Origin of the sequence: Paenibacillus plantiphilus (assembly GCF_927798095.1) — a bacterium.
In the GTDB taxonomy this organism is placed as follows: Bacteria; Bacillota; Bacilli; order Paenibacillales; family Paenibacillaceae; genus Paenibacillus_Z; species Paenibacillus_Z plantiphilus.
The window spans coordinates 60162-84918 of record NZ_CAKMMF010000026.1; the positions used below are offsets into that span (position 1 = coordinate 60162).

The following is a 24757-nucleotide window of genomic DNA, read 5'->3' on the forward strand; positions in this document are numbered from 1 at the left end:
CTTGGTTCAATGCCCGGATACCGAGGATATTCCATAGTAATCAGAGAGCTTGTAGAAGCTGATAATGAACTCCGTATATTCCCCCTCCCTACTAGCAACCTCGATTCCGATCCGTAATGTCTCCGCGATTTGCTTGGCATAATAGAGCCCCATTCCTGTTGACTTCGTTCCCGTCCGGCCATTTCTACCTGTGAAGCCTTTGTCAAAAATTCTCGCGATATCCTCTCTTGGAATACCAATGCCGCTATCCTTAATATGGATATGGCAAGCTCGCTCCTCTTCCCTTGTCCATATGTCCAATCGCCCATTGTTAGGCATATATTTGCTGCTATTATTAAGAATTTGACCCACTATGTAATGAATCCACTTTCGATCGCTTATGACATGGAACGATTGCAGCTCTGTATGGATTTCTATGTTTTTATGAATAAAGAATAACGCATTCTCCTTGAGTGCGGCTCTTAGCACTAGACATACATCGACTTCCTCGGCTGCGATATCCTCATCATAATGATTCGCTCTTGCAACATGAAGAATTTGATTGACCCTGAACTTCATTTGCTCAGTCTGGCCTCGGAACGGGTAAGCAGCTTCACTCCCCATATCCTCAAGCAGCAGCTCGCATACTGCGAGATTCACCTTCATATCATGCACCCACTGCGTGATGTACTCCTGAAATTCATTCATGCCCCGTTTATAATTCTCTTCTCTCTCGCGATGCAGACGACGCTGATCCGCTAAAGCTCCAGCAAGCATATCCATATAAAAATCCCCCTTATAGGAGGACACGATCTGTTCGATATTTCCCCCGGGATCCTGGAGAATACGCCCGTATTTCTTCTTGGCGCTGAACAATCCGGCCGTCATCATGGCAAGCTGTACGATTATGACGAGCAGATTCATATAGATCATATCTGCAGCGCTCCGGCTAATAGCAAAGCTGCTGTACAGAACGCTGTTGATAATGATCAGGATCATAACATGACTGAGAATCCAAAGCTTATGGACTCGAATATAATCGATTAGCCTCATGGAATGATATACCCCATCCCTTTTTTCGTACGAATATAATCAGGCGCACCTATATCCTCCAACCGCTTCCGCAATCGATTCAAATTCACCGTAAGCGTGTTTTCATTGACATAGCAATCATCGTCCCACAGCTGCTTCATCAGTTGCTCTCTGGAAACGACCCTGCCCTTTCTCTCCATCAGTATACGCATAATTTTGAATTCATTTCTGGTAAGCTCAATACTCTCATTTCCACAATGAATTGCAGCATCATTCAAATTAAGCAGAATATCTCCACAAGCGAGCACATGCTGGTCTGTCGTTCTATACTCATATGTGCGCCTAATGATGGCCTGCAGCTTGGCAACAAGCACATGCGGATCAAAGGGCTTCTGGATGTAATCATCCCCGCCGTTATTAATCGCCATCACAATATCCATGCTGCTTTCTCTTGAAGAGACGAAAACAATGGGCACACTGGACACTTCTCTTATCTTCTTGCACCAATAGAATCCGTCATAGGCTGGAATATTAATATCCATGAGAACAATATGCGGTTCTGCTGCCCCATACTGCTCCATAATATGGTCGAAGTTTTCGCAGATCACCACTTGGAAGCCCCATTGAAGGAGCAGGCCCTTCATCGCTTCCGCCATTGGCCTGTCATCCTCTATAAGCAACAGCTTGTATCTGGCAATCCCTGTATTCGCCACCAACTCCACCGCCTTATTTTCCATAGACCATTCTTGTATAATTTCTGCTTATTCCGATATAGAAGCCAAGCATAATCATTCCAAACAGCCCTGTTCCGTAAACCATTTGCAAGGCGAACCTTACGTTCATAATCTCCTCCAGCATATTCATCGCGACAATGCTATGTATGATTCCCACGACAACAGGCAGCAGAAAAGCGATGCCTACTTGCAAATAAACGGATTTCTGAATCTCGCTCTTGCTCATGCCAATCTTCTTCAGAATCGCATATTGCTCTCTGTCCATGAACGCATCGCCAAGAAGCTTGAAGTAAATGGTACTGAACGTAGCGAGTACAAAAACGAGAAACATGATCAATCCAAGGAAGAAAAATATCCCCAGCGCATAGTAGTCCCAAATATACGGCTCGCCATAGAGATGCACGTTGTCTGCTCCCCCTGATACAGTCCCAGCAAGATGCTTCACCAGTTCCCCAGCTTGTTCTGTCTCTGCAAGCTGAATGCCACTCCAGATGATTTCTGAACCATTCCCCTTCAGCCGCTCATATTCACGATCCTGCACGACATATAGATTCATTTTACCATACGAAGCGGTGTTCCCTATAAAAGGAAACTGCAAGCTCTCCTTAACCTCATACTTCTGCCCATTCAGTCTGACCGCTTGCCCTTCCACCTGGATCGGTGAAGCCATCGTATTGGCATTCAGAATAAAGATAGACTCCCCCTCCCCGGGCTGCAGCTCCTCCAACAAGCGCTCGTGAGTCTCATCGTTCAAAAATGCCAACGTCCTCTTAACCTCAGAATAACTCGCTAGGATCGCTTTATTATTGTGGTCAACTCTTTTATTGCCCCCTGGATATTCAGCGTGAGCGAGAACAAACCGAATTTCATTCACACCAACTCGCGAACCATCCCATCCTCTGAGCGCTTCTGCCGCCATGTCCCTGGTTCGCTCATCATTGCTTTCATAACCAAGACTATAGGGCGCTTCTATTCTGGCATGCTCCTCTGCAAACTGCCTGAAGGACAAGCTGACGCTGAAGGCTGTCACTGTCGCTGCTGCAAGTATCGCCGTCATCGCCAAGCTTCTGTAATTCAACTTCAGACGGAAGAAGACGTTGCTCAGACTGACAAGCCGCACATCTCTGTAGACAAACCCTTTGGATGCCATTAATCTGCTTAATATAATCGCTAGAAAACTCCCGAAGAACAAGTAAGTGCCCAAGCACACCAGTATGAGAATCGCCATAGAGGCGATCAGCAGATCCAATTCCCACCGTTTAAAGTTAATCGCAAGCATGTACCCCGCTGTAATGAGAAGGACGCCGAGGAAACCCCGTTTCACATCCAATTTGGGAACCGGCTGCTTCTCTACAGCCGCATGAAGCATATCCAATAACCGGCTTCGCTTCACGATCCTGTAATTTCTCAAGCCCAGCACGACAAACAATACAACGAAGACAATCACAAGCTGCAGAACAGCCTCTGAAGACACCGTAAACGGCAGCTCTGCATCGAGGAACATCGCCTTGCCCAGAAGCATAAAGAACAACTTGGAGAACAACAAGCCTACAGGCAAACCGATTAATAAGGATAGTCCGCCCAGCAGAATGCTTTCAATCGCCATGACCCTTCCGATCCGCGAAGAGCTGATTCCCATCAACATGTACAGTCCCGTTTCCTTCTGTCTCTGCTTGAAAAAGAAGCCATTGGCATGCCACATGAAGAATACGACTGTGCAGAGCAAGACGAAGCCGCATGTCATGCTGGCAACTACAGCAGATTGCAGCTGCTCCGTCAGCTCCACGAAAGCCTCATTGTACTGGATAGCGACAAAGTTATAGTAGGTGGCAACCACCACGACAAGCACGATGAGATAGAAGCCGTAGATGTTCAGATTATTCTTCAGCAGCTTATAGGCCAGCCTATAGGCGTTCATAATTCGACCCTCCCATTACAGCGAGCATATTCAGAATCCTCTTGAACAGCTCCATCTTGTTGCCGTCGCTATCCAATCTCCCATGAATGCTGCCGTCCTTCAAGAACAGGATACGATCACAATAGCTTGCTGCCGTAGCATCGTGAGTTACCATAATAATGGTCGTTCCCAGCTTATGGTTGATGCTCTTCAAACACTCCAGCACCTCAGAGGATGACTTGGAGTCCAGCGCACCTGTCGGCTCGTCGGCAAAAATCACTTTGGGTGATGCAATAAGCGCTCTACAGATCGCCGCCCTCTGCTTCTGTCCGCCAGATAATTCATACGGATATTTATCCAGCTGCTCTATAATCCCCAATATTCCCGCAAGCTCCTCTATCTTGCTCAGAATAACCGCCGCCTTCACATTATTCAGAGACAACGGCAAGGCTATATTGTCCCTCACGGTCATATTGTCCAGCAGATTAAAGGCCTGGAAGACGAACCCGATCGTATCACGCCGAAATCTGGCAGCCTCCTTTTCCTTAATCCGCGCAATATCATGGCCATCCACAAGCAGCTTTCCTGACGTAGCCGCATCAATTGTGGACATCATGTGCAGCAAGGTTGTCTTGCCGGAACCAGAGGGACCCATAATACCAACGAACTCGCCCTCCATAATATCCAGGCTCACATCCTTCAACGCTCTGAATGCGCCTGTGCCGCCATATTCCTTGCTAACATTGGAAACTTCAATGATCTTCCTCATCGCAACATCCCCGATATATGAATTTGAATTGCTTCGTGTCTCCATTATAGATGGTTATCCCAATGCCCATCTATCGCTGCAGGTTACATTTCCTATACCGAATGTGACATTATTGTCATCAAGCGCATGGCACCCCATAACACAAAGAAGACCCTATCGCGAATCGCGAAGGGGCCTTCCGCTCAAGCTGCCTGCGGTCGACCGACCGCCGTCATGCAGCGCAACACCGCATGCTGGTTCTAGCTGCAGATGAAGCCGTCTCTGTATGGCTTGTTTTCCTTACCAAATGCTGCCCAGCTTCCATGCCTGCAGCTTCGTCACCCTTATCTCGCCCTGCTCGCTGAACAGCTGCACGCCATTGCTTTGAGCATGGGGATACACCCGGCTGGACAAAGCAACTTCACCGTCATTCGCGAACACTTCGATCGAGCTCTTATCGATGAAAATATGCAGCTTCAGCGTTCCTCCTGCTGCAAGCGGCAAAGGCGCTTTGCTGATGATCTTGTCGCCCTTGCCAGCCTTCTCCAAATCCGCAATGAGCATCTGTTCCGTGAAGCTGTAATAAATGCTGGAATATTCGGAGCCATTGGCGGATTTTCTCAAGTAGAAGCCAAAGCTGCCTCCGTTCATCGCCTTTGTGTCAAACTCGCAGATGATTTCAAGCGCATCTCCGTTTAGATCGGGAAGATCCATCACACTATTCCCTGATACCGTCAGATCGCTATACATGGACTGCTCTCCGCGCAGAAGCTCCAGTTCCTGAACCGGATTGACAAGCACATTGCCCGAAGCAGATAGTGTCAGCTCCCTTGGGATCGTCATCGCTCCTGCCCAGCCGTCCTTCTGCGTCGGCATTTCCGCTCCCCACATATCCATCCAGCCGACCACAATTCGGCGTCCCTCTTTATCGAGGAAGGTTTGCCCGGCATAGAAATCCCGTCCGTAATCGGCCTCTGCATAGTGATCCATTGTGAAGCGGCCTGTCCCGTAATCGAAATCACCGACCATAAATATATTTTTGCCATTCTTCATATTCATCGGCGAGATCATAAGGACATATTTGTCGCCTAATGGGAAAAGGTCCGGGCACTCCCACATATCGCCCATTCCGTTCGCGCTTTCCGCCGCAACGCTGAAGAACTCCCAATCCTCTCCATCATGCGATTTGTACAGCACAACTCTTCCCGCATTATTCTTGGAAGTGCCGATCGCCATATAGAACAGGCCCTCATGCTTCCATACCTTCGGATCTCGGAAATCCTCGGAGGATTGCTTTCTATCATTCTTGACGACAGGGTTGCTCTTCGGCTTGACGAAATGAATGCCGTCCTCGCTGACTGCCATGCTTTGAACTTCCTTCGGGTTCCTTCCATGATCATGAGAGGTATAATACAGCAGCAGCTTGCCGTCATGCTCGACAGCACTGCCTGAGAAGCATCCCTTCTCATAGCTCTGATCCGGACTTAGCGCGACGGGCATATGCTCCCAATTCACCAGGTTGCTGCTCTTCGCATGACCCCAGTGCATCGGCCCCCATTCTGCGCCATACGGGTAGTATTGATAGAAGACATGATAGTCGTCCTTATAATGAATAAGACCGTTGGGATCATTAATCCAGCCCACGGGAGCCATGATATGATAATTGAGCCTCCATCTGATATCGGGATCAATCGGATGGCCGCTTATATAGGCATTCGCCTTTTCAAGCGTGTACTGATTGCTTATTTTCTCATTCTGTTCGATTTCCACTTGCAGAATCTCTTCCACCTGAGCGAGCGTCGGCAGCGCATTGATCGCACCTTTGCGGGATACGGCAACGGAGCCGCAGGCATTGGCCAGACTGATCATATGCAGCAGCTTGACCTGATCGACAAGCACCTGCGGGAATGCTTTCACACCTGTCTTCCAGAGCTGGTAGAGCACGCCCGCGAAGAAGGCATCGCCAGCTCCCGTCGTATCCACAACCAGCGAAACATAGCCGGGATGATTCACCTGATGGCGATGGGTATAGGCGGTGCAGCCCTTGTCGCCCTTGGTCACCAGAACAAGCTGTACATTGCCCTGCATCAGCTTCCTCACTGCCTCAGCTTCATCCGTCAGTCCAGTTAGAAACACAACCTCTTCCTCACTGATCTTCACTACATCGGCAAAAGGCAGAAACTCCAGCACCCGCTCTCTGGCAAGCTGCTCCTGCGGCCACAGGCTGAGACGGATGTTGGGATCAAAGCAGCACAGCCCCTCCTTCTTCCGTACGAGCTCAATGGTCTTTTTCGTTGCCGCTCTGGCGGAGTCGCTAATGAGAGAGATCGAGCCATAGCTCATAAGATCGCCTTCATGGAACCAATTCTCCTGTATGTCCTCCGCTGACAGCAGCTGATCCGCAGACGGATTGCCGTAGAACTCAAAGTCGCGATCCCCGTCCGCCGTTAAGGAAACAAAGGCCAGCGCAGTCTTCGCCTCACTCGTCGTCCCTATATATTCCGTATGAACGCCAACATCCCGAAGCGTCTTCAGCAAGTACTCGCCAAAGGAATCCTCCCCCAGCTTGCTGATCATATAGGCTTGCCCGCCTAGCTTAGCAATACCGCAAGCTACATTCGCCGGGGCGCCGCCGGCAGCCCGCTTGAATTCCCCAACCTCCGACAATGCCTTGCCCGCCTCTACAGCGACAAAATCAATTAAAACTTCCCCAATGCTAACAACTTTAGTCATCGTTTCTTCACCTTTATCCATCCGAATTGTATTGATTATCCTTGCACAAAATCTATGGTGTCAGTTCGGTTCTAAACGGATAGAGCCGGTCCTTCTTCTCTGGATCGGCCATCAATTCAAGCATGATCTCGGCCGCTCTCCTGCCCAGCTCGTCATCAGAAACCTTGATGCTCCGAATCGGCTTCAACGCCTCATCCCAGCCGCTTTGGTTATAAATGATGCATGGAATATCAGGCTTCTTCTCGATGAAGTATCGGGCAACTCCAATGCTCAGCGTCTCATCGGTGCAAACAACGGCGTCCGCATGGCACTGCTCGATCAGGCGCTCTGCCATCGCGTATCCATTGCCGACTGCTGCGGCCGCAGCAGCAACAAGCGAATCATCCAGCCCCCTGCTGCTGTCTCTAATGGCTTTCTTATAGGCTTGATTGCATTCGATGTTCTTGACACAAGGTTCATCATTCTCAAGGAAGGCGATCGCCTGGCGTCCGCCCTTCACCAGCAAATCAGAAACGGCCTCGTACAGCATCGAGAAATGATTGATGTAGATAAAGCAGCCCTGCTCATCCTCCATCGGTCTATAGTCGAGAAACAGAACCGGATAGGCCGGATCGCTATTAGCAATGAATCGGCATAGCCGAGTGGTAGGCGAGACAATAATAAGGCCATCTACTGCATGCGTCAGCATGCTCCCTATTTGATCCCCATCTTCATAGTCCAAGCTGGAGAACAAAATGCCGTAGCCCTTCTCACCCATTGCATGAGAAATCGCGTTAATCATTCCCATGTGCAAGCGCTTGGACGTACCTTCCCCTATCACAGGCGTAATAATACGGATCATTCTGGACTTCTTGTTCCTCAGATTCTGTGCTGCAGAATTGGGGACATAGTTAAGGCCCTCAATCGTCTTCAGCACCTTCTCTTTCGTCTCCGGGCTGACATACCGTGTACCGTTAATGACATGCGATACCGTCGCTATAGAGACGCCCGCTCTCCTAGCCACTTCTTTCATACTTCTATCCATCGGTCTTCTATCCATCGGCGTCACCATTTGAATGAGTTAAACGATTACGTAAACGTTTACGCGAATAATATAGCATAACTTGCAACCCCTTACAAGAGCCAATACCGCACCGGCCTGGCCTATCCCTCCCCTGAGCCAGTGGGAGAGGATCTGAGGGCTGGCCTGAGTCTGGTGGACCGACCGCCGTCATGCAGCGAAACACCGCGCTGGGAGCTGCGCACGGTGCGAAGAGGCTGCGTTGGCAGCTCGTCTGCAGCAGCAATCGAGCATGTATTCGCATGTACACAGCAAAGAGTCCGTCTCATAAGCAGGATTGCCACTCATGGAACAGACTCTTCACAGCTGCAGAAATACAGCAGAACTTGCTATCGGCGGATCATATCCCCGTCCCCGTCACAACTTAACTTCCCAGAATCAATTGCAAGTTGACGATGATTTCGTCTTCAATAGTCGCTACAGCCGAGCTCGGATTCTCGATGCCGAAATCCGCGAATGTCACGGCAGTCTTGCCTTTCAGCTTCCACTGATTGCTCTCGAACAGCGCTTCACAATCAAACACAACTTCCTTGTCAATACCTTTCACTTTCAGCGTACCGGCCATCTGGATATTCACAGGCTTGCCCTCTATCACTTCCTTGGGCCACTGCTTGATCTCGCTCAATTTAAATTCCGCTGTAGGATACTTGGCGGAGTCCAGCAGCGAACCCTCGACATGCTTGTCCCGCTCCGCAATCCCTGAATCCAGACCTTTGATATCAACAACTGCCGTTGCCGCCATCTGCCCGGGATCCTCTGTATGGATCAGCCAGCTTCCACTTACCCGCTGGAAAGCCATGTTAACCTGTTCATTGGACGTGGTGACGCTTAGGTATACTTTGGATTCACCGGCGATGTCCCAGCTTTTATTCAACAGCTCATTCGGAATTTGATCGCCAGCCTGAAGCTTTTCATTGTCGAATACATCCTTAATGTCAATCTGGTTGCCGCTATAGTAAGCAATTAGTAGATATCCACCTGCCAACAGCATTGCCAACAGCACGGACAATACAACCCACTTTTTCAACCTCATCCTCCCCTTCGCATTTCATTTGCCTCACCAGCCTGAAGCTGTCCTCTCCTCCCAATTGTACGGACTGTCGCGCAAGCCAGCATTACAGCAGCATTAAAGTAAAATTAGAATTTGATTAGAACGGAAGACCCTTCTTCAATCCCCCAATATATTGTTATATGATGGTTGAAGGGGGAGATACTGTGAAAAATATCTTAATTATAGAAGACGAAAAACCGCTGGCAAGATTCCTTGAGCTGGAATTGACCCACGAGGGGTATTTGGTAGAAACCTGTCATAATGGTCTGGACGGTCTGCATAAAGCTCTGCAGGCTCACTTCGATTTCATCCTTCTGGACCTCCTGCTGCCGCAATTAAGCGGTCTGGAGGTTTGCCGGAAGATTCGCGCAGCCAAAACAACCCCCATCATCATGATCACTGCAAGAGACGCTGTTATGGATCGGGTAGTTGGACTGGATCTCGGAGCCGATGATTACTTGACCAAACCATTCGCCATTGAAGAATTGCTGGCCCGCATACGTTCGCTGGAGAGAAGAATGGTCCCGCTTATGCAGCCAGCGGCAGTAAATTACGTAATCGGAGATCTGACGCTGAATCCTGATACCCACCGCGTTCATCGGGCCAATCTGCCCATCGCGCTATCGTTAAGAGAATACGAGCTGCTCAAATATATGATGGAGCATCAAGACTCAGCCATTCCACGCAATCAGCTGTTGAACGAGGTATGGGGCTATGAGTTCGACGGTGGAACGAACGTTGTGGACGTGTACATCCGATATTTGCGGGCCAAGCTCGATGATGCTCATCCCGTCAAGCTTATCCATACTATCCGAGGATTCGGCTATGCGCTAAGACATCCGTAATTGAGGGGGAAGCCACATGTCCATGAAGTGGAAGGTAAGCGTACTTATTACTGTTACAACAGCAGCCATCCTGCTTATTATTAATACATTCGTCTACTACCAGGTCAAACAAGTGACTGAGGATCGTGTAATGGCATATTTATTGGAAAAGGGCAAACGATTGGCTGAACGGATTCAGCCCTCCACGCTGCCCAATATCGATAAGCAGATTGCAAGCTGGATACAGGAGTTCGAGGTTACCCAGGGCATTCAAGTCGTGCAGCAGGATGGATCGATTCTGTTCGAGTCCCAAACGACACCGGATAGCCGGCTGATTGGCGAAACCAATGCGGGCGTATGCGCCGAGACAGGCGTCCCTCTATTAGAAAATATAACGATCAGGATCTACGACCGCGCGGAGAAGGAAGAAATTTTCCTCAGCAATTTACAGTGGGTCCTTATTATCGGAAGTCTCATCGGCATCGGTCTGGCAGCTATCGTCTCTTATGTCATTGCCGGACTTGCTATCTCCCCACTGCGAAGAATCATCCAGCAAATGCAGGGGATCGGCATTAACGAGCTGAATCAGCGGCTGACAGAGCCCCGTAGCAAGGATGAGCTTCACCAGCTGACACAATCCTTCAACCGCCTCATTCAGCGGCTGCAGGGCGGTGTCGATCAACTGAAGCAGTTCGTTTCCGACGCCTCCCATGAGCTCCGCACGCCTGTCGCAACCATTGAGGGCCATGCCAACCTGATCAAGCGCTGGGGCAAGGATTCCAAGGAAGTATTGAATGAGTCCATCGACTATATTACGAGCGAAGCGCAGCGGATGACTCATTTGACGAACCAACTGCTCCAATTGGCTTATCTCGAACAGAATCAGCCCTTGCACAGCTTCGAGCCATCAGAGGTGATCAGCGTCATTCATGATATACAGCATCAGCTAAGTCCCCTGCATGACCGAATAGAGCTGACATCGGACACGTATTCACATGCGATACTTGCCGGCATACCGGCCGATATTCTTCAGCAGATTCTGCTCAATGTAGTAGGCAACGCAATCAAATATTCTCCGAGCGGCGAATGTATCCATATCGCGGTAGACCAGACCAGTCAGGATGTATATATTCATGTGACAGATGCAGGCATAGGGATTCCTGCCGAAGAGCTGCCTTATATCTTCGACAGATTCTATCGTGTGGACAAATCCCGAAGCCGAGAGTACGGCGGAACGGGTCTTGGATTGGCAATAACCAAGCGTCTCGCCGAATCCTATAGCGGCGAGATCACTGTACAAAGCATAATCGATAAAGGCTCTACTTTCACCATCAGACTCCCTCTTGAAACAGAGCACGAGCTTATTTCCGCCTGATTGCCGATCCGTCCGGCCCCGTTAATCCGCCGTATCCAGCTTAATCGTCTCAATATGCCGGTGCATCGCGCCATACCCGTTCGCCGTCTGTGCGATATAGTTAAGAACGGTGTCGCTCCAGCCATAGATATAGAAGGTATTCTGATCCTGCTGCGGCGTCATTGCATGCCGATAAGGCGCAATGTCGATAATAAATGCCTTTACGTCCCGATTGACGGACGCTCTATATTGCTGCAAGGCGACATAGAACGGGCTGCCGCTGTTCTGCTGCTCGTCTGTAATAATGATGATCTGATCGACCTTGCGGCGCTCGTGGAGCAGCTTGCGAATCGGAGCGCCTGTATCTGTTCCTCCGCGTGCCCGAATACGCTCGGCCTGCGTTAGAATGCTGTCGCGCCGCGATGGTCTGGCATCCTCCACCTCGGTATTGAACAGCCAGAACAGGGAGCTACCATTCGTCTTCTTGTACAGAGCCAGCGCAAATACAGAGCCAATCTGCAAATAATCACCGCTCATGGAGCCGGAAATATCGAGGAAAATCGCTGTCCTGTCCGCCAAGTCCGGCAGATTCACGAACGTCAATTCCACTGCATCCCGAAGCGCGTCCCGCAGCACCGGGTGATCCACCTGCCCGAACGCTTTCGCGAATCGGAACGGGAGAATCTTCGCCTTCTCCAATGCCCGCTGATCGGTCAAGCGGCGAACCGCTGCCGCCACATTAGCCGGGTCATCCATCACGCCTTCACGCTGCAGCGTGTTCAAATGACGCAGCAGCGCGAAGGTCGGCATCTGATGAAACAGCGCTTCCCATACTGCCCGGGAAGGCTTGATGGCGCCGGTGACGATCTCGTAGGGCAGCCTGCCCTTATTGATCCAATGCAGCTGCTCCGCTTCCGTCGCCGCCTGCTTCAACCGCTCGAACGCCTCCACTTGCGGAACAAGGAGCAGGTTCGCTTCCTTGCCGCGCAAATAGCGGTACAATGCCTGCTGCTTCAAGTCAGCCGGCTTCGGGTGCGCGGTCGCAATTGCGTCGCCCAAGCTGTAGCCGCGTCCCCGTCCATTGTACTTCAGCGCCCAATATTCCGAGATGCCGGATAGAAAACGGTTCACCTGTCTTTTGACCGCGCGGCCACCCTCTCCACGCCCCAATCCACGCATAATCATTAGAAAATCGGACAAGTCCGAAGGGATTCGAATCACTTGCAGGAATATAGGCGCGAACAGGTCCGGGCGATAGAGGGATAGAATGGCCAGCCCGAATATCGGCTGCAGCCGCATATAGCCTTCATTGCGCGCAAAGACGACAGCCTGTGCCATGAACTGCGGATTGCTTCTCGCCATCTCATGGTGCAGCTCAACGGATTCTGATAGAAGCTCCTGCCCGTCCGCATAGAACGTATTGCCCAATGTATTGGTCATCAGCGTCTGCACATACTGCTCTTCGGCAGAACGGATGTAGGCGGGATAACCGTCTTTATTCCTAGCAGTCGGTCTGATCACCGAGAATAATTTTTTTGCAAAGCTCATGAAGAGCGCCTCCTTGATAGATCGGCGGGAAGAGGAGCAATACCCCATACATAAGCCGATTAGTGATGATTATTAATTTGGAGCGAGGAAGGTCGTTAAGAAGGCATGCGGCATACCGGCCGAACAGCCGATGACTACCGCTCTTATACTTGGACGAAGTAGCCCTCTTTGGCGCCTCGCTCCTGATGAAGCGATTGCAGATCGATTGAGGAAAAGGACGGAAAGGTGCCGCTCTACCATCTGAGCTATCCCGCCTTGCGGCGGGAGTTGGACTCGAACCAACGACATGCCGATTGGAAGTCGAAGTAACCCTTCCATGCGCCTCAATGATCTTCGCGAAGCATCCAGCTTGCTAGACTTGCTAAACTCTCCAGCTTGCAATGTCGGCTTCACTCCCCTATCATCACTTATTTCAAGCTGGACGAACATGGCGAAAGTATGGCGACCCTGCAATTCCATGTTATAATGGGCCCAACAGCAAAGGGGAGATTTCTAGCATGAGCTATTACTTTCAAATCTGCGCAACCGAGCGCTATCAAGAAAAGTACATCAGCTTCTTACTTGAGCATTATTCAGCACTCAACCTGCCCTATTCATTCCCAGTGGCGCTGAGCTATATTGCTAGTCCCGTTCTTATGACTGAAGAAGCTATTCTATACTTTGACCATAATGATGAAATAGCAGGCGCACTCGGATACATATACGGAACTGGCGAGCAGCACTATCAGGATACGGGCATCGTTCAGCTCCAAACTATATTTCTATTGGATAAGTACCGCGGAACCCGTCTTTTCCTGGAAGGCCTGCAATACCTCACACAATATTTGGCGCAGCTCGACAGGGGGATCACAGAGCTTCGATTCTGGGTCCCAGCAAATAATCCGCAGCTTCGCCGATTGTGCGGCAAGCTGGCTCAGCGAACCGTCTCCGGCGAGACCGCCTTCGGAATGATAGACGAATACAGGTTGCCACTGCCACAGCTGCAGCAATATGTCGCCCGCTTCCGTCATGAATCCTACTTTGAAACCTATCGAGGGCATACAGTATGATCATGGTCCTTCGAAATCTGGCAAGCTATCTTCGCCCGTACAAGCTGCTGTCCTTCCTCTTTTTTGCCGGACTGTTCCTGGATCTCGCTTTCGTTTCTCTTGCTCCCTTGAGCTTCAAGTTCATGGTGGACAACGCGATCATCCCCCATGATTTCGGACAATTCTACCTGATCCTCTCCATCCTTGGAATCGCAGGCTTAATTGGCTTCAGCTCAGGCATTATAAGCGACTACATATTATCCAAATTGAGCGCCCGCGTACAAAGAGACCTGCGCAGCGGCTTATTCGCTCACCTTCAACATGTGAATATCGCCTTCTTCCAGCGCACTCGCGCCAGCGACCTGCTCTCCTATCTCTCTGGCGACTTATCCGCAATCGACCGGGCAATGACGGTCATTCTGACGACAGGCATTCAATCTGTGTCCGTTGTAATCATTAGCGCGGGCGTGCTCTTCACATTAGAATGGAGCATGGCCGTACTCGTACTGATCGGCGCCGTTCTTATATTCACCGGACCTTACCTGCTCGGCGGACGTGCTCAAGCCATCAATGCCCAGTACAAGGATCAGATGTCGCTTATGACTGGCGATGTCCAAGAGAACATTAAAGCACAGCGGGTCATTAAAGGCTTCCATCTGCAGCAGCTCATGATCGACAAGTTCCATACAAGACTGCAATCCTTATTCGTCATCGATTATAAGAAGAATGTGATCAACTCCAGTCTGGAGCGCATCCCGATGATTAGTCTGCTGCTGATCAACTTCACCATTATCGGGTTCGGCTCCTACCTTGCGCTGCAAGGCCAAATTACGGTAGGCGCGCTTGTCGCGTTCTTCACGATGTATACCTCGATGGGCAACTCGGTATTCAACCTGACCTTCGCTATTCCGGCTTTCACAGATGCGAAGGTGAGCATGGATCGCATTCAACAGCTTCTTGTAGAGCTGCCCGAAGCCAATGGGACAGTGCAGCTCCAGCCGCTGCCGAATCAACAGCTTGACATTGAAGCCCGCGAGCTGACTTTCCGATATGCGGAAAAGCAGGATGTATTGAAGGACATTAACCTGCATATCCCGCCAGGAACGACGGCAGCATTCGTAGGCTCCAGCGGCTCCGGGAAAAGCACGATGGTGCAGCTTATTCTCGGCTTCTACGCCCCCAACGAGGGGCATATTCGAATAAACGGCATCAGCCTGCAGGAAATGGACAAGGGCTCCTTGCGTGAGCAGATCGGCATTGTGTTTCAGGATAACTTCCTTTTTCGGGGCACGATTATGGACAATTTACGTTTGAGCAAGCCCCATGCCACCAGGGAAGAAGTGATTCAAGCGGCTGCAAAAGCCGAGATTGACGGCTTCATTCAAAGCCTGCCGGATGGTTATGAGACCGAGGTACTGGATGAGGGAGGCAATTTCTCCGGCGGTCAGCGCCAGCGAATAGCTATCGCCCGCGCTATCCTTAGAGATCCGCAGATTCTGCTGCTCGACGAGGCAACCTCCGCTCTGGACCCGATCTCGGAAGCCTCCATTAACGAAACGTTCCGCCGCTTAGCGCATAATCGCACGGTGGTCACCGTCACTCATCGGCTGTCTGCAATAACGGATGCGGACCAAATTTTTGTATTTGATCAAGGAAAGCTGATCGAAAGCGGCACTCATAGAGAGATGCTCGCTGCAGAAGGGTACTATAAAGAGCTGTGGGATAAGCAGAACGGACTGTCTGTATCGCCAAGCGGCGAAGAGGCGGAGATTGATGAGAACCGGCTTGCGAGACTGCCTTTTTTCCGAGATATGAACATTGACGTGCTTCGCGAAATCAAAGATTTATTCAACACAGAAACATTCAGCGCCGGACAAGCGGTCATTCATGAGGGGGAAGCAGGCAACAAGTTCTATATCATCGCCCGCGGCAAAGTAGAAATTTCAAAACGTCCCGTTGGAGATGCAGAGCGCATCCGGTTAGCCATACTCGCGGACGGGGATCACTTCGGGGAAATTGCGCTGCTGGAAAATGTCCCGCGAACTGCGGATGTATCGGCATTGACGGAATGCACCTTTCTTACCCTGCAGCGCAAAGTGCTTCATTATGTCCTGTCTCAATATCCCGAGCTTGATGCCCGCGTCCGAGAGAAGTTAAAGGAACGCTACAACTAGGAGGCTTCCCTATTATGACTGCACATCATCTCCGAATCTGCCGAACGGACGAGGATTTCGTCCAATTCACGCTCTTTTTCATCCGGCACCGTAAGGATTTCAGCAGTAATTTCAGTCTGTCCGACACGTTGATACACACGCTGGAAACGATTCAGACCTCAAATATTCAACTCATCTTGGACGAGAGCGATCGAACAATTGGCTGGGTGATCTACCGCTATGTTACAGCGGACTACGAGCCACATCCCCAGGGTGAAATCGTCTTTATAGATTCAGTGATTATTGCTAGGGAGTATCGCAGCAGCCGCTTGTTCGTTACCGGCCTGCGCCAGTTGCTCCGACATATTGCAGCAGAGAACCGTCATGTGCGCACCTTTCAATTCTTCGCCCTCCAGAATGACCGCTATTTGACCCGGCTGTATTCCAAATTCGCCACAATTACGGGGCAGAGAGACGGCTATCACGGAACAGAAAACATATTTTCCAATAATTTCTATAATGTTTTAAAATACTTTGATATATCTGACAATTTAAGTTGACCCCATATTATTCCACATGATATTCTAAAAGAAATCTACATCTTACAATCTATATTAAGGAGGTGGCACAATGTTTCCACCAAAAGCTGGATTCAATAACAAGGGTAAGAAAACCCCTCTTTCATTCGCTGATTTGCTTAAGCTTAATGAGCAGCTTCGCGTATCTGCTGCAAAATAATCCGTTTCATATTACGAACAGAAGGCTGTCCCTTTAAGTGATATGCTCCCCATACAGTAGACAGGTGAAATAATAAAACCTGATACTGTAAGGGGAGTTTTTTTATGCATAAAAAGAAGCATACAGCTTCAGAGAAATTAGCAATCATTCAGGAAATTGAGAGTGGTCGTATTGGCGTTAAAGCTGCTGTTAAAACATTTGCTGTTTCCAAAACATCCTTAGCGAAATGGCGACGAACGTATCGGCTGTTTGGCTATGAAGGACTAGAGGCTCAAACCCATAACCGAAGCTATTCCACCGAGCTTAAGATTCAAGCTGTAAAAGACCATCTTGAAGGGGGCTTGTCTCAATACCAAGTTATCGACAAGTACAGGATTGCAAGCAGAACACAACTCGCGAACTGGATTAAGAAGTATAATGGTCATATCAGCCTTCGAGCTTATACAGGGGGAATAACAGCTATGACCAAAGGACGCACAACAACATGGCAGGAGAGGATCGACATTGTCCTTTATTGCCTGGCAAATGGACAAGACTACAGGAAGACAGCGGACCAATTCCAAGTCTCCTACCAGCAAGTGTACGGATGGGTAAGGAAACATAAAGCAGGCGGCCAAGAGGCTCTGCGAGACGGAAGAGGACGCACAAAAGCGCCAGAGGAGCTGACGGAGTCGGATCAGCATAAACTTGCCCTGAAGAAGATGGAGTACGAGAACGAACGGCTCCGGGCGGAGAATGCATTCTTAAAAAAGTTGCAGGAATTAGAAAGGAGGCGACTCTAAGCGAGCAACGACAAGAGAACGTCTACCTTGCTATCCAAGCCGTACAGCAAGCGGAGTCGCTTAGCATACAGGTTCTGTGTGAGGTTGCGGAGATCCCACGATCGAGCTATTACAAGTGGCTGAATCGTATTCCCAGCACTAGAGAAACGGAGAACAAAGCGCTAACGGAGGTCATGATGGCCTTGTACGAGAAAGTCGAAGGCATATTCGGCTATCGCCAATTACCACTCCATATGCGACGCCAAACCCAGAAATCAATGAACCACAAACGCGTGCAACGCTTGATGAAGATAAAGGGAATCCAGTCGGTGATCCGCAGAAAGAAAAAGAAGTATGAGCGTTCTACGCCGCAGCAGGTGGCCGAGAATGTATTGAACCGCGAGTTTCAAGCGGAGGCACCGAACGAGAAGTGGCTAACGGACGTAACGGAATTCAAGTACGGCAATAGTCAGAAAGCGTATTTAAGCGCGATACTCGATCTTCATGATAAATCGATCGTCTCTTATGTATTCGGACATTCCAATAATAATCCGCTTGTATTTGAGACGTTAAAATTGGCCTTAATATCCGTATCCGAGAGCAAGCCATTGCTTCATAGCGACCGTGGCTTTCAGTATACTTCTTTACGGTTTAAGGAAATGCTCGATAAGGCTGAGCTCAAGCAGAGCATGTCTCGCGTTGGCTGTTGCATTGATAACGGTCCCATGGAATCCTTCTGGGGAACTTTGAAATGCGAGAAATATTATTTGCATACCTACCAGACCTTTGAACAACTGAAAAGTGACATTGATGACTACATTCACTTTTACAATTACGAACGATTGCAGGCAAAATTAAACGGCCTCAGTCCTATGGAATTCAGGACAAAGGCCGCCTAACTGATTTTTATTTATTGTTCTGTCTACTTGACGGGGTGCAGTTCATAAGAGCTAATAGCTCCTAAGGGACAGCCTTCTGTGTTGCTTGTTGTTTGTATGGTCGAACGACCGCCGTCATGCACAATCACACCGCGCTGGGAGCTGCGCGCGGTGTGATTCTGGCAGCCAAAGCCGCTCTTTGTTTGCAGAGCAGCACGGTTATACGCTCACATTGGTTCCCCAACTCGCGCTGCACATCTTATGCCACGCCCTTAAGCCGATCGGCGAGAACACGCATCATGCTTCTTAGGACCTCAATATTTTGGAAGCAGAATGTCAATACCTGCTCTTTGTGCAGCCTCAGCAGCACAGCTGCGCTTACCACGGTACAATCCGCTGAACGCGGGCCGCTGTCAATGATGGACATTTCCCCGAAAAAGTCGCCTTCCCCAAGCACTGCCAGTTCATCGCTTCCACGATGCACACGAACGACTCCTTCAATAATCCCGTACATCGTATCTCCGAATTCGCCTGTCCTGCATATAACCTCGCCCTGCTCGTAGCTGACCTCCTCCACATGCTGGGCCAGCCATATGAAGTCCGCTGGCGCTAAATGAGCGAACAGATCCATCTTTTGCAGGACCAATACTCGCCGGAGAATAGCGGCATCCGTCAATTGCCTCACCGTATCATCCAGCTCTAAGGAAGGAGCGGCCTCCGAATGGGCGGCACTGGGTTGAACTTCAACCGCCTTCCCGTTTCGACCGTCTGCGAGCTCTAGTACAGCTCTGAGCCTGCGAGATAACAGCTTCATCATCTCCAGCACGATGCTCGACTGATCGAACATCATATCATAGAAGTCGGAAGCATGAAGCTTCCATATTCCAATACTCTCTTCCGCGCGGATCGTAGCCGTTCGGGGCCCCTGAGTCAGAACAGCCAGCTCACCGAAGCAATCGCCCCTGCTCAGCTCGCTGATCGGTTCGCCATTCCGATAGACGCCTGCTCGCCCTTTATCCACAATCATAAGCGAGTCGCCTGGCTCCCCTTCATGAATAATGATGCTGCCCTTATCCATGCTGACCTTCTGCAATCGCTGTGCAATGACAAATAGATGTCTACTCGTCAAGCCTTGAAACAACGATACCTTTCGCAATAGCCGCACGCGTTCCAGCCGATCAGACAGCCGGTTGAATAGTTCCGCTGTATCCTGTTCCTCTGACTGTCCAGCCGTTTCCTGTCCCTTCTCCTGGAGCATAAAGAAGGTAACCGTCTCACGAAACCACTCGTCTCCCTGAGAAGCGAGCCAGCTCAGTTTCTCTTCTCTCTGGACTTCGCTATGAGGAGCTGGCGCAATGGCTCTTGGAGCGGACATTAATTTCGCCATCTGGAGCCGAAGCTTCCCGCGCAGCGTTTGGTCGATCACTTCTTCAGCGTTAGCCTGCCGCCTCGCATCCCCTTCCGACCAGTTTATATATACGGCCTGTATCGTAGGCGCATCATAAAGCAAGGACAGCAGCTGGAAGATACGGCGGGAGATTCCACTTCGAATTTCACCAATCATGCCTTCTAGTTCGGCATAGCGCGCATCTCCGCTGACGGCCGTTCCATGCTCGCCATACTGCCAGTACAATTGCAGCTCTTGCGAAATAAGGCGTTCCAGCTCCTGGCTGTCACCTTGCAGCAATCCTGTATCCATCCGAAGCAAGGATTGCAGGATGCGGTCCCGCAGCTCCTGATTAGCAGCCTCGTAACATGCAAACAGACTCTCGAATGCCCTCTGCGTGCCCATTCGTTCAAAGATAGCCGGCAAATGCAAGCTAACCTCTTCATTGTCCATATAGGGCTGCAGCTGCGAGAGCATCTCCTGCTCATCATAGCCAGCCAGCGCATCAATTGCATATCGTCTCGTCCGGCTGTTCTTCAGGCTTCCTATTATTGACGGAATCAAAGCAGGAACGCGCAGCATAGCCGCCGATTCCAACGCTCGTTTCTTCACCTTCGTGCTGCGATCATCCAGCAATGGGAGAAGCGGCTTATAGAAGCTTGCAACACCAATCTGTCCGAACAGCGCTGCCATAGCAGTTCGTTCTTCCTCTCGGCCGCTCTCAATCAGAAGCTTAAGCTGGCCAACCGCTCTGAACATGCCCTCAATGCCATAATATTTGATCAAACCAGCGATAGCAGCCGCTTGGATCTGTATGGATTCCGCCTCCAGACAGCTTGCAATCTCATCCAAATACGCTTCTTCCGCATAAGCAGCGAGCGCAAGAATGGCCCCGGCCTTAACTTCGACGACCGCCGCCGAGCTTGCATAGGATTGCAGGAGGGGCTCGAAGCCTGCTGGCAGCGTTTCTTCCACAACCTGCAACGCCTCGATGCGAACCTCAGACGCAGGATGTTGAAGCAGCGCCCTTATATGAGGGGTCAAATCAAACGTCTCCAGCCCACGCAATATACGAATAGCATACAAGGTTTGCTGCTTGTCAGGACTGGATAATGCAGCAAGCAATAGCTGCATGCTGGAGGGGTCCACGAAATCGAGCTCCATCCGTTGAAGCTCGCCCTTCCCCGTTTGCAGGCTGGTCATAAGCGCATGCAAATACGCTTTCTTCACCTTGACGCCGTAAACAATTCCCACAACAAGCAGGACAATTACGATATAGCTCAGCTGTTGCGGTGCAACCAGCTGTGTAACAACGAGCAAGCAGATGGCCGCAAGTCCTTTTGCCCCATTCCGCACGATGCCGTCCAGGAAGCTCTTGGCCTTTCCGCGCCATTCCGGGGGAATTGGGAACATCACGAGCTGATTCACGGAAGAATAAATCGTATCCCCGACAGCCTTGTCACTGCCCTTAACGATAACTGCCATGACCAGAATAGGCAGAAGCATGATTCCGAAGCTGCCTGCTGCCAGCACGACCGGGAAGATGAGCAGCGAAGTCATAACACCGAACCGCGTTAACACGCGGCCGGCAATAAACAGCTGTACGAATAGAGCAATAAGTCCCGAGTAGCCGTAGAAGCTGCCCATGAATCCCGCCAACTCATCATTTTGCAAGGAAGTCCTTAATATGACTTTGAACTGGTAATCTATCAAGGTTAGCGACATTACAATTGCGACAGATAGAATAGCGATATATTTCAAATAGGGAACATTGGCAAAAAGCCCTGAATTGGATTGCGCTGCCCTCTTGGAGGAATTCGACCTGCGCTGTACAGGTCTGGCCTCTTGAGAAGACGAGGATGCGCTATCCTTCAAGATCAGAACTGCAAGGAGACATAGCAAATGAAGCCCCGCGTAGACATAGATCAGATTCGCCGTCCCGATGCTCGGAGCCAGCGCCTTCAGCCCGAAGCCGCTCAAGATTCCGCCTGTTATTCCGCCGCTTCCTACGATTCCGATCATTCGCTTCGCTTTTCGCTGGTCCATAACGGATGTGGCGAACTGCCAAAAACAAACGATCATCAGAAAGTTGATGACATCATAACCGACATAAATAACGGGAAACACCCAGCGCAGCTCCAACCCGACGCCAACTCTTGAGACAAGAACCAGCGCCGCTGTGAGCGGAATTAAACCGATGATCAAGCGGTCCATTCGTATTCGATGGGAGAAGCGTTGATATACGAGGCTTGCAACAATCATCGCAGCCGCCAGCGGCAAGTACATATAAGACAGGGACGAATTATCAAACCGACTTAGAAAAAGCGTATCCGCAGTCGTTCTTCCAATGGTAGAAGCCGCCGCAACGCAAAATAAATAGCCGAACAGGATGAATACCTTCCGATATTCTTCCCGATCCGCTGAAAGCTTGTTCCCAATATTCCGAGATGCTATACCCGCTATGAAGCTGCCCATGCAGCAGTTCCCCCAATTCGCTGTCTGTGTCCATTTACTGAAATAACATAACAATGTTTTCATAGATAAGCAATATTGAGACAGCGGTCACCACAACCTATACTGCTATTATCGTGGAGCGTTGGCATCCGAATCGTCTTCAGGCTCAATCTGCTTATCTACTTCAATGATCTCCTTATTGTTCACAGCGTCTTCACCGAAGAAATCAACCAGCTTGTCCTTCGCTCTCCGCTTGACTTCACCGTCAATGCTCATTCCAACTCGTGCCGCAGCGAATAGCAGCACGCCCAAATCATCCGCAAAGCCTCCAGGGATAATATCCGGAATGATATCGATGGGAAGAATCAGATAACCAAGAGCCCCATAAATAATCGCCTTATCCCTCGTACTTGTATTCGGGCTTTGCAAGGCATAATACAGTACAAGACCGCTGTATACGACTTTTATCCCTGCATGGACTGCATGCTTCCGAAGCTTGGTCCAGAATCCGTCCTCTGAAAAATGCTTCTGATACTTCGAATCTTCCCCCATCGCCATCCATCCTTTTTTGTACAAATTAAGCTTACATCGTATATTACCATGAATATGGGCAATGCAGGAGGCGGCAGCGATCCGCTGTCTTCATCTCGATAAATGCAAGATCTCCAGCCTCTCCAACTGAAGGCACTTCGCGGATTCTGGCCGCTCCTCAAATCCCAACCGCCCCTCTGGCATCAACTATGTTATCATTAGAGGCAACTACACCCCAGGAGATTATCTATGTTGAAAAAGATTAGTTTAACCCTTCTATATACAGCAGCTGCTATCGCGATCTATCTATTCGGCGACACTATCATGAACTGGCTTCAGCACTCCACCAATGTACCGGCCATTATTCTCGTTGCTATTCTGATGGCCTTGTTCCCGATCATCCCTTATCCAATTGTCGGCGGCGTTATTGGTGCGGCGTTAGGGCCGCTGCTTGGAGCACTAGTGACCTGGATCGGTTCAACGGTCGCTTCTATTCTAATGTTTGCATTCGTGAGATATGGATATCAAGACTGGGGTAACCGCATTCTGCATCGCTATCAAAAAATAGACAAGCTGAATTCACTATTCGAGCGCAATGCGTTCTTGGCCGTATTATTTGCTAGACTAATTCCGTTCATTCCATCCTTTGCAGTGAATGTCTATGCGGCTCTTAGCCGGATGTCTTTCCTATCCTACTCGGTCGCCTCATCCTTGGGCAAAATACCTTCGATGCTGCTGTTCGTCGTTGTCGGGAGCAACGCAGTCACCGACCCCAAGAGCATCCTTACAACCGTGCTCATATACAGTGTATTTCTTGCCATCTCGCTGGCTGCATATCGCTGGTGGAGAAGAAGGTCTGGGAAGCGGCTTGCGTAGGCAGCTAGCTATTGATAAAACACCCTCTAGCCTATTCCAAATTTGTAACCCCAAAAGGGACATGTGCGGATGGAGAAATACTTGATACGCCCTCAATGTGACCTACTTGATCATCGAAGAAGATATGTGGCCGAAATACCTTCAGTACCCTGCCTTTATCTATTCCCCCTAAGAAAAATGCTTCGTCAACTCGTATGCCGTAGCTTCTTAAAGTTGTTACAACTCGTTCATGAGCAGGTGCGTTTCTAGCTGTTGCAATTGCTATTCGAACACGCGGCGTATAGCTAGTATCCTGTTGCTTCTTCTCCCATTCGCGCCGTTGCAGACGAGCCACCTCCTGAAAAAATTTGATGAGGGGGCCTGGCGGCAGAACCTCACTCGCCTTTTGCCTCTCATTCTCATGGAATCGCTGCATGCCTAGCTCTTGATATATGCCTTCCGATGAGTCGTCAGCGATAATTCCATCAAAATCAAATGCAATTCGAAGTTCAAGCTCTTCTTCATTATCCACAAATTCAGTAGGGAACACTCGGGCTGCTGGCAGTCCTTTGCTTACGGCAGCTCGAACATCGTCCAGATTCGCAGAAAGAAATAGCGATGCGTTGAATGCTTCCATATAATTAAACGGGTTGGAGCCAGCAACGAATGCGGCCCGTGTTATTGAAAGCCCATAGTGTTCAATGGACTTAAAAACACGAAGCCCTGTCTCCGGGTCATTTCTAGACAAAAGAACGACCTCAACCGGTTGATCACTTGGATCATGACTATTAAGCATAAGCAACCGTTTAATCAATGGAAAAGCTACCCCAGGTTCCAATACAGCCTGCTCATTCGCAAACTGATACTTTCGATATTCCTCTTCGCCCTTTTCCTGAAACACCCGATCCGACTCCTCAAGGTTAAATAGAGCACTTGAAGCAACGGCAACTACAAATTTTTCTTCTATTAGAAAAGGCATGATTTCCTCCCCGTATCTCGTTGAAAGGAATTA

19 protein-coding genes and 1 tRNA gene are annotated in these 24757 nt (G+C 49.8%); 8 read left to right on the plus strand and 12 right to left on the minus strand.

All coding sequences use genetic code 11. The features are described from left to right. Positions 1-6: 6 nt before the first annotated feature. The 7 genes from L6H65_RS20140 to L6H65_RS20170 form a co-directional block, all read right to left on the minus strand. A complete protein-coding gene (locus L6H65_RS20140) occupies positions 7-1032 on the minus strand; it encodes a sensor histidine kinase (protein WP_236344446.1) in 1026 nt (341 codons plus the stop codon). Continuing rightward, positions 1029-1748, minus strand: coding sequence for a response regulator transcription factor (locus tag L6H65_RS20145; RefSeq protein ID WP_236344448.1), 720 nt, complete (start codon positions 1746-1748; stop codon positions 1029-1031). The genes L6H65_RS20140 and L6H65_RS20145 overlap by 4 nt, the downstream gene beginning before the upstream one ends. Next, positions 1738-3663 carry an FtsX-like permease family protein gene (locus L6H65_RS20150; protein WP_236344450.1) on the minus strand — a complete coding sequence of 642 codons (1926 nt, stop codon included), beginning with the start codon at positions 3661-3663 and terminating at the stop codon, positions 1738-1740. Before L6H65_RS20150 ends, L6H65_RS20145 begins: the two co-directional genes overlap by 11 nt. Continuing rightward, a complete protein-coding gene (locus tag L6H65_RS20155) occupies positions 3650-4411 on the minus strand; it encodes an ABC transporter ATP-binding protein (protein WP_236344452.1) in 762 nt (253 codons plus the stop codon). Before L6H65_RS20155 ends, L6H65_RS20150 begins: the two co-directional genes overlap by 14 nt. A gap of 279 nt (positions 4412-4690) precedes the next feature. Continuing rightward, entirely contained in the window at positions 4691-7123 is a 2433-nt protein-coding gene (locus L6H65_RS20160) for a sucrose-6-phosphate hydrolase (RefSeq protein WP_236344454.1), read from the minus strand. Between the two features lie 52 nt (positions 7124-7175). Then, the gene (locus L6H65_RS20165) at positions 7176-8174 is read right to left on the minus strand and encodes a LacI family DNA-binding transcriptional regulator (RefSeq protein WP_307728377.1); all 999 of its coding nucleotides are present in this window, start codon (positions 8172-8174) and stop codon (positions 7176-7178) included. A 373-nt stretch (positions 8175-8547) separates the two neighbouring features. After that, entirely contained in the window at positions 8548-9210 is a 663-nt protein-coding gene (locus tag L6H65_RS20170) for a YceI family protein (protein ID WP_236344460.1), read from the minus strand. 167 nt (positions 9211-9377) lie between these two features. Here L6H65_RS20170 and L6H65_RS20175 point away from each other — a divergent pair, with 167 nt between their 5' ends. Both L6H65_RS20175 and L6H65_RS20180 read left to right on the plus strand, forming a co-directional pair. After that, the gene (locus L6H65_RS20175; protein WP_443093995.1) at positions 9378-10079 is read left to right on the plus strand and encodes a response regulator; all 702 of its coding nucleotides are present in this window, start codon (positions 9378-9380) and stop codon (positions 10077-10079) included. 16 nt (positions 10080-10095) lie between these two features. Beyond that, on the plus strand, positions 10096-11433 hold the full coding sequence (locus tag L6H65_RS20180; protein ID WP_236344462.1) for a sensor histidine kinase: 1338 nt from the start codon (positions 10096-10098) through the stop codon (positions 11431-11433). 21 nt (positions 11434-11454) lie between these two features. Here the strand turns inward: L6H65_RS20180 and L6H65_RS20185 are convergent, their stop codons facing one another. Beyond that, the gene (locus L6H65_RS20185; protein ID WP_236344463.1) at positions 11455-12960 is read right to left on the minus strand and encodes a TROVE domain-containing protein; all 1506 of its coding nucleotides are present in this window, start codon (positions 12958-12960) and stop codon (positions 11455-11457) included. 258 nt (positions 12961-13218) lie between these two features. Beyond that, positions 13219-13283 (minus strand) — tRNA-OTHER (locus tag L6H65_RS20190). A gap of 174 nt (positions 13284-13457) precedes the next feature. Here L6H65_RS20190 and L6H65_RS20195 point away from each other — a divergent pair. The 5 genes from L6H65_RS20195 to L6H65_RS26855 all read left to right on the plus strand — a co-directional run bounded on the left by L6H65_RS20195 (position 13458) and on the right by L6H65_RS26855 (position 18539). Further along, on the plus strand, positions 13458-14009 hold the full coding sequence (locus L6H65_RS20195; protein ID WP_236344464.1) for a hypothetical protein: 552 nt from the start codon (positions 13458-13460) through the stop codon (positions 14007-14009). Continuing rightward, positions 14006-16162, plus strand: coding sequence for an ABC transporter transmembrane domain-containing protein (locus L6H65_RS20200; protein ID WP_236344465.1), 2157 nt, complete (start codon positions 14006-14008; stop codon positions 16160-16162). The genes L6H65_RS20195 and L6H65_RS20200 overlap by 4 nt, the downstream gene beginning before the upstream one ends. Positions 16163-16176: 14 nt before the next feature. After that, positions 16177-16701, plus strand: a complete 525-nt coding sequence (locus L6H65_RS20205) for a GNAT family N-acetyltransferase (RefSeq protein WP_236344466.1) — start codon at positions 16177-16179, stop codon at positions 16699-16701. 282 nt (positions 16702-16983) lie between these two features. Beyond that, positions 16984-17661, plus strand: coding sequence for a helix-turn-helix domain-containing protein (locus L6H65_RS26850; protein WP_371877744.1), 678 nt, complete (start codon positions 16984-16986; stop codon positions 17659-17661). Then, positions 17640-18539 carry an IS3 family transposase gene (locus L6H65_RS26855; RefSeq protein ID WP_371877746.1) on the plus strand — a complete coding sequence of 300 codons (900 nt, stop codon included), beginning with the start codon at positions 17640-17642 and terminating at the stop codon, positions 18537-18539. Before L6H65_RS26850 ends, L6H65_RS26855 begins: the two co-directional genes overlap by 22 nt. A 238-nt stretch (positions 18540-18777) precedes the next feature. On the opposite strand, the gene L6H65_RS20215 is transcribed toward L6H65_RS26855, so the two are convergent. Together L6H65_RS20215 and L6H65_RS20220 are read right to left on the minus strand one after the other, a co-directional pair. After that, complete coding sequence (locus tag L6H65_RS20215) at positions 18778-22380, minus strand: Npt1/Npt2 family nucleotide transporter (protein WP_236344469.1); 3603 nt, start codon at positions 22378-22380, stop codon at positions 18778-18780. A 108-nt stretch (positions 22381-22488) separates the two neighbouring features. Beyond that, a complete protein-coding gene (locus L6H65_RS20220) occupies positions 22489-22911 on the minus strand; it encodes a YkvA family protein (protein WP_236344471.1) in 423 nt (140 codons plus the stop codon). A 228-nt stretch (positions 22912-23139) separates the two neighbouring features. Between L6H65_RS20220 and L6H65_RS20225 the strand changes: the two genes are divergently transcribed. Beyond that, positions 23140-23766: a TVP38/TMEM64 family protein gene (locus tag L6H65_RS20225; protein WP_236344473.1), complete on the plus strand. Its 627-nt coding sequence runs from the start codon at positions 23140-23142 to the stop codon at positions 23764-23766. Positions 23767-23797: 31 nt separating this feature from the next. Here L6H65_RS20225 and L6H65_RS20230 read toward each other — a convergent pair whose 3' ends face one another. Continuing rightward, on the minus strand, positions 23798-24724 hold the full coding sequence (locus L6H65_RS20230) for a 5'-nucleotidase (RefSeq protein ID WP_236344475.1): 927 nt from the start codon (positions 24722-24724) through the stop codon (positions 23798-23800). Positions 24725-24757 lie beyond the last annotated feature (33 nt).

Excerpts from the sequence above, each read along its gene's own strand:
- L6H65_RS20140 (WP_236344446.1), bottom strand. The coding sequence starts at position 1,032 with ATGAGGCTAATCGATTATATTCGAGTCCATAAGCTTTGGATTCTCAGT.
- L6H65_RS20145 (WP_236344448.1), bottom strand. The coding sequence starts at position 1,748 with ATGGAAAATAAGGCGGTGGAGTTGGTGGCGAATACAGGGATTGCCAGA.
- L6H65_RS20150 (WP_236344450.1), bottom strand. The coding sequence starts at position 3,663 with ATGAACGCCTATAGGCTGGCCTATAAGCTGCTGAAGAATAATCTGAAC.
- L6H65_RS20155 (WP_236344452.1), bottom strand. The coding sequence starts at position 4,411 with ATGAGGAAGATCATTGAAGTTTCCAATGTTAGCAAGGAATATGGCGGC.
- L6H65_RS20160 (WP_236344454.1), bottom strand. The coding sequence starts at position 7,123 with ATGACTAAAGTTGTTAGCATTGGGGAAGTTTTAATTGATTTTGTCGCT.
- L6H65_RS20165 (WP_307728377.1), bottom strand. The coding sequence starts at position 8,174 with ATGGTGACGCCGATGGATAGAAGACCGATGGATAGAAGTATGAAAGAA.
- L6H65_RS20175 (WP_443093995.1), top strand. The coding sequence starts at position 9,378 with ATGGTTGAAGGGGGAGATACTGTGAAAAATATCTTAATTATAGAAGAC.
- L6H65_RS20180 (WP_236344462.1), top strand. The coding sequence starts at position 10,096 with ATGTCCATGAAGTGGAAGGTAAGCGTACTTATTACTGTTACAACAGCA.
- L6H65_RS20185 (WP_236344463.1), bottom strand. The coding sequence starts at position 12,960 with ATGAGCTTTGCAAAAAAATTATTCTCGGTGATCAGACCGACTGCTAGG.
- L6H65_RS20195 (WP_236344464.1), top strand. The coding sequence starts at position 13,458 with ATGAGCTATTACTTTCAAATCTGCGCAACCGAGCGCTATCAAGAAAAG.
- L6H65_RS20200 (WP_236344465.1), top strand. The coding sequence starts at position 14,006 with ATGATCATGGTCCTTCGAAATCTGGCAAGCTATCTTCGCCCGTACAAG.
- L6H65_RS20205 (WP_236344466.1), top strand. The coding sequence starts at position 16,177 with ATGACTGCACATCATCTCCGAATCTGCCGAACGGACGAGGATTTCGTC.
- L6H65_RS26850 (WP_371877744.1), top strand. The coding sequence starts at position 16,984 with ATGCATAAAAAGAAGCATACAGCTTCAGAGAAATTAGCAATCATTCAG.
- L6H65_RS20215 (WP_236344469.1), bottom strand. The coding sequence starts at position 22,380 with ATGGGCAGCTTCATAGCGGGTATAGCATCTCGGAATATTGGGAACAAG.
- L6H65_RS20220 (WP_236344471.1), bottom strand. The coding sequence starts at position 22,911 with ATGGGGGAAGATTCGAAGTATCAGAAGCATTTTTCAGAGGACGGATTC.
- L6H65_RS20225 (WP_236344473.1), top strand. The coding sequence starts at position 23,140 with ATGTTGAAAAAGATTAGTTTAACCCTTCTATATACAGCAGCTGCTATC.
- L6H65_RS20230 (WP_236344475.1), bottom strand. The coding sequence starts at position 24,724 with ATGCCTTTTCTAATAGAAGAAAAATTTGTAGTTGCCGTTGCTTCAAGT.